This is a genomic window from Aminobacter sp. P4_H6_2 (genome assembly GCF_056400805.1).
Genome location: NZ_JBFUKO010000465.1, coordinates 1 through 4,401 on the forward strand (window position 1 = coordinate 1; position 4,401 = coordinate 4,401).

Annotated in this window: 5 protein-coding genes; all 5 read left to right on the forward strand. The window is 64.5% G+C overall.

The genetic code is table 11. The annotated features are described in order from the left end of the window. Nucleotides 1-400: AAA family ATPase (locus AC1DUU_RS24385; RefSeq protein WP_476785958.1), on the forward strand; the 400-nt coding region annotated here is incomplete at its 5' end. An 11-nt stretch (nt 401-411) separates the two neighbouring features. Further along, the gene (locus AC1DUU_RS24390; protein ID WP_476785959.1) at nt 412-1,413 is read left to right on the forward strand and encodes a DUF58 domain-containing protein; all 1,002 of its coding nucleotides are present in this window, start codon (nt 412-414) and stop codon (nt 1,411-1,413) included. A gap of 2 nt (nt 1,414-1,415) precedes the next feature. Further along, the gene (locus AC1DUU_RS24395; RefSeq protein ID WP_476785960.1) at nt 1,416-1,943 is read left to right on the forward strand and encodes a DUF4381 domain-containing protein; all 528 of its coding nucleotides are present in this window, start codon (nt 1,416-1,418) and stop codon (nt 1,941-1,943) included. Next, entirely contained in the window at nt 1,930-2,937 is a 1,008-nt protein-coding gene (locus AC1DUU_RS24400) for a vWA domain-containing protein (RefSeq protein WP_476785961.1), read from the forward strand. The genes AC1DUU_RS24395 and AC1DUU_RS24400 overlap by 14 nt, the downstream gene beginning before the upstream one ends. Then, nucleotides 2,934-4,401: vWA domain-containing protein (locus AC1DUU_RS24405; protein ID WP_476785962.1), on the forward strand; the 1,468-nt coding region annotated here is incomplete at its 3' end. The genes AC1DUU_RS24400 and AC1DUU_RS24405, both read left to right, overlap by 4 nt.

A 4,401-nucleotide genomic window follows, 5' to 3' on the forward strand; every position in this document is an offset into this window, starting at 1 on the left:
GGATGGCAGCGCCAAACCCGCAGCCAAGCAAGCCGCCAAGCTCGACCCCAAATCGGTCTTTGACGCGCGCAAGCAGATCGGCGGCATCACCGTTTCCGAAGCGGTGGAGAACTACATCGTCGCGCTTGTCTACGCGACGCGTGAGCCGGCCAAGCTCGACAAGGATCTGGCGAGCTGGATCCAGGTCGGCGTCAGTCCGCGCGGCTCGATCGGGCTCGACAAGGTTTCCCGCTCCTACGCCTGGCTCAAGGGCCGCGACTATGTCAGTCCCGACGATGTGAAGGCGGTGGTACATGACGTTTTCCGCCACCGCCTGATATTGTCCTACGAGGCGCATGCCGCCGGCGTCACCGCCGACCAGGTGGTCGATCGTGTCGTCGAACTGGTGGCGGTCGCCTGACGGAGGCATCCATGGGCTTCTCCTTGTCAGCGCTGGGACGGTCGAAGGGGCTGACGAGGCCGCGCACCACGGCGTCAGCCGAGGGGGTGTATACGACGGTCGAGCAATTGGTGGCGCTGGAAGCAGCGGCGCGGGATTTCAATTTCCTCCGCAAGCAACCCGTCAATCGCCTGCTCGCCGGCCGCCACGCCTCCAACATGCGGGGGCGCGGGCTTTCCTTCGAGGAACTGCGCGACTACCTGCCAGGCGACGACGTCCGCACCATCGACTGGCGGGTGACGGCGCGCACCGGCAAGCCTTTCGTTCGCGTCTATGACGAAGAGAAGGATCGGCCCGCGCTGATCGTCGTCGACCAGCGCATGAACATGTTTTTCGGCAGCCGCCTGATGATGAAATCGGTGTCGGCGGCGGAGACGGCGGCGCTCTGCGCCTGGCGGGTGATGAACCTCGGCGACCGTGTCGGCGGCTTCGTCTTCAACGACACCCGCATCGATGAACTACGACCCCATCGAAGCCGGGCGGCAGTGATTGAACTCGCCGGCGTGATCGCAAAACAGAATGCCGACGAGCTGAAGGCCGATCTGTCCGACCATCGCGGCTCGGGCCAGCTCGACGTCGCGTTGGAGGCTGTCGCCAATGTGGCGCGTCACGATCATCTGGTCGTGGTCATCAGCGATTTCGAGGGCCATGGTCCGCGCACCCGCGACCTGCTTTTGCGGCTGACGATCAGCAACGACGTGATTGCCGTGCTGGTCTACGATCCGTTTCTGCTCGAGCTGCCTGAGACCGGCCACATCGTCGTCAGCGGCGGCTCGATGCAGGCCGAGCTGCCTCTCGGGCACGGCAGGGTCCGGAGCGGGGTTGCCGATTTCGCCAAAAAGCGCGGCGATGAGCTGATGGCCTGGCAAAAGGAACTCGGCCTGCCGATGCTTTTGGTTTCCGCAGCCGAGGCAACCGCACCGCAACTGCGCCGAACGCTGGGCCAGCTTGCCTGGCGGCAAAGAAGGCGCTGACCATGGAGCCGGTACAGCCCCAACAGGATCCACTGACCAGACTGGCGCTGGAAAAGCTGGCTGACATCGCCGTTCCAACGCCTGTCTCATGGATGCCGCAGACCTGGGGTTGGGCGCTGCTTGCGCTGATAGCCGCAGCTTTGCTTGTCCTTGCCGTGTGGCGCTGGCACAGGCGGCGCGTCGCTAACCGCTATCGTCGCGAGGCGCTTGCCGAACTGACCAGGATCGAACAGACGCTCGGCGATGCAGCGGCGCGCGCTGAAGCCCTTGAAGCCATGCCCGAACTGCTGAAGCGTGTCGCGCTCGCCGCCTGGCCGCGCGATGCCGTGGCCTCGCTCAGCGGCGGAAACTGGCTCGCTTTCCTGCGCAAGCATGGCGGCGAAAAATCCTTTCCTGAGCCGGCCGCACAGTTGCTCGACGATCTCGAATACCGTTCAAGGCAAACGCGCACCGCTGTCAGCGAGGATGACGCGCGCATGTTTGCGGCCTCCGCGCGCCGATGGATCGAGGGCCATAGTGTATCAGCTTGAGTACCCATGGTTGCTTGCGGTGCTGCCGCTGCCATTGCTGATCTGGTGGCTGGTGCCGGCTTACCGCGAGGAAACCGCCGCCATCCGCATCCCGTTCTTCGGCGAGGTGGCCGATGCTGCCGGCGTTGTGCCGACCCAAGGTTCGGTCATACCGCGCACAAACTGGGTGCAAAGGCTGCTCGCGCCGCTGTGCTGGTTTCTCATCGTGCTGGCTCTGGCACGGCCCCAGTTTGTCGAGCCCCCGATTACCAAGACAGAGCCGCAGCGCGACCTGATGCTGGCGCTCGATCTCTCCCAATCGATGGACRCGCGCGATTTTCGAGATCCGACGGGCCAGCTTGAAGCCCGCGTCGATGCCGTGAAGCAGGTCGTCGCCGATTTCGTCAAGCGCCGGCAGGGCGACCGCGTCGGGCTGATCGCCTTCGGCGACGCGCCGTATCCGCTTGTGCCGTTCACGCTCGATCATCTCACCGTCCAGACCATGATCGAAGACGCGCTGCCCGGCATGGCGGGGCCGCGAACGGCTCTGGGCGATGCCATCGGCCTTGCCATCAAGATGTTCGCCGACAGCAAGGCGCCGGAGAAGGTGCTGGTCGTTTTGACCGACGGCAACGATACGGCAAGCAAGATGCCGCCGGACCGCGCGGCCGATATCGCCAGCCAGAACAAGATCGTCATCCACACGGTCGGCATCGGCGACCCCAGCGCCACCGGCGAAGACAAGCTCGACATCGCCGCGCTGCAGAAGATCGCCACGACGACCGGCGGCCGCTATTTCTTCGGGCAGGACCAGAACCAGTTGGCGGATATCTACGCTACCCTCGACAAGATCACGCCCGCCAACCAGACGACACTGTCCTGGCGTCCCAAGATCGAGCTGTTCAGCTATCCCCTGGGCGCTGCCCTGCTGTTGCTGATCGCCTATCACCTGTTCGCGTGGCTGTGGGTCGTTCTGCGCCGCAAGCCTGTCGACCGGGCAGGGCAGGCCTCATGATCGGGGATTTTCATTTCCTGCGACCATGGTGGCTTCTGGCCATCTTGGCCGCCATTGCGCTGGTGTTTCTGGTGTCCCGGCAGACCGACGCGCGAGCAAGGTTGAGTGGGCTCATCGCCCCGCATCTGCTCGACAGTCTTCTGATCGATCGGCAAAGCAGCAAGCGGTGGCGGCCGGTGCATTTCATCGCCGTGGTCATCGCACTTGGCGCCATCGCGGCGGCCGGACCGACATGGCAGCGTCAGCAGCCGCCTTTTGTCGAAGACAGGGCGCCGCTGGTGCTGGCGATCGACGTCTCGCAGACGATGGACGCCATCGACATTTCGCCGTCGCGGCTCGAGCGCGTCAAGCTCAAGGTCCAGGACCTGCTCAAGCTCAGGCCCGGCGCGCGCACCGCTGTCTACGCCTATGCCGGTTCGGCCCACATGGTGCTGCCGCTGACCGACGACGCCGATCTGGTCAAGACCTATGTCAATGCGCTGCAGACACGGATCATGCCCGTGCAGGGCAAGGATACGGCCAAGGCGCTGCTAGCCGTCGAAGCCGGGCTGAAAAACGAGCAGGTGCCGGGCACGCTGCTTTTCCTCACCGACGGCGTCGAGCCGGCGGCGACGGATGCCTTCAAGAATTATGCCGGCAACAATGAGATCATGGTTCTGGGTRTCGGCACTGAAGAAGGCGGGCCGGTGAAGACCGGGGAGGGCGAGTTCCTGTCCGAAGGCGGTGGCCGCGTCATTGCGAAACTCGATGTCGCGCAGTTGCAGGCGCTCGGGCGCGATGCCGGCGTCCGCGTCGCCACCATCACCATGGACGACAGCGACATCCGCTGGATCGCGCAGCGGGTGCAAAGCCATCTGCAGGCCAAGCTCGCCGAAGGCCACACACGCTGGCTCGATGTCGGCTGGTGGCTCATCATTCCCATCGCCGTGCTCGGTGCGTTCTGGTTCCGTCGCGGCTGGACGGTGCAATGGGCTTTCGCGGCCCTCGTCGTGGCAACCCTTGTTGCACCGGACCGCGCCAACGCTGCCGGGTTCGATTTCGCCGGCATGTGGCTGACGCCTGACCAGCAGGGGCGGCTTGCCTTCGACAAGGGCGACTATGCCGGTGCTGCGGCGCATTTCGCTGACCCCATGTGGCGCGGCGCGGCACTTTATCGGGCGGGCAAGTTTTCCGACGCGATCGACGCTTTTGCGCAGGTCAGGACTGCCGAGAGTTATTACAATCAGGGCAGCGCGCTGGCCCATCTCGACAAGCTCGATGAGGCAGTAGTCAGCCTCAACGAGGCGGTGAAGCTGCGACCCGACTGGCCCGAAGCCAAGGCCAACCTCGCCGTCCTGGAAAAGCTCATCGCCGAGAAGAAGGACGAAGAGGACGAGCAGCAACAGGACCCCAATGAGAAGCCGGACCAGGTCCAGTTCGACGACAAGGGCAAAAAGGGCAAGGCAGGCACGGTCGACCTTGCCC

Excerpts from the sequence above, each read along its gene's own strand:
- AC1DUU_RS24390 (WP_476785959.1), top strand. The coding sequence starts at position 412 with ATGGGCTTCTCCTTGTCAGCGCTGGGACGGTCGAAGGGGCTGACGAGG.
- AC1DUU_RS24395 (WP_476785960.1), top strand. The coding sequence starts at position 1,416 with ATGGAGCCGGTACAGCCCCAACAGGATCCACTGACCAGACTGGCGCTG.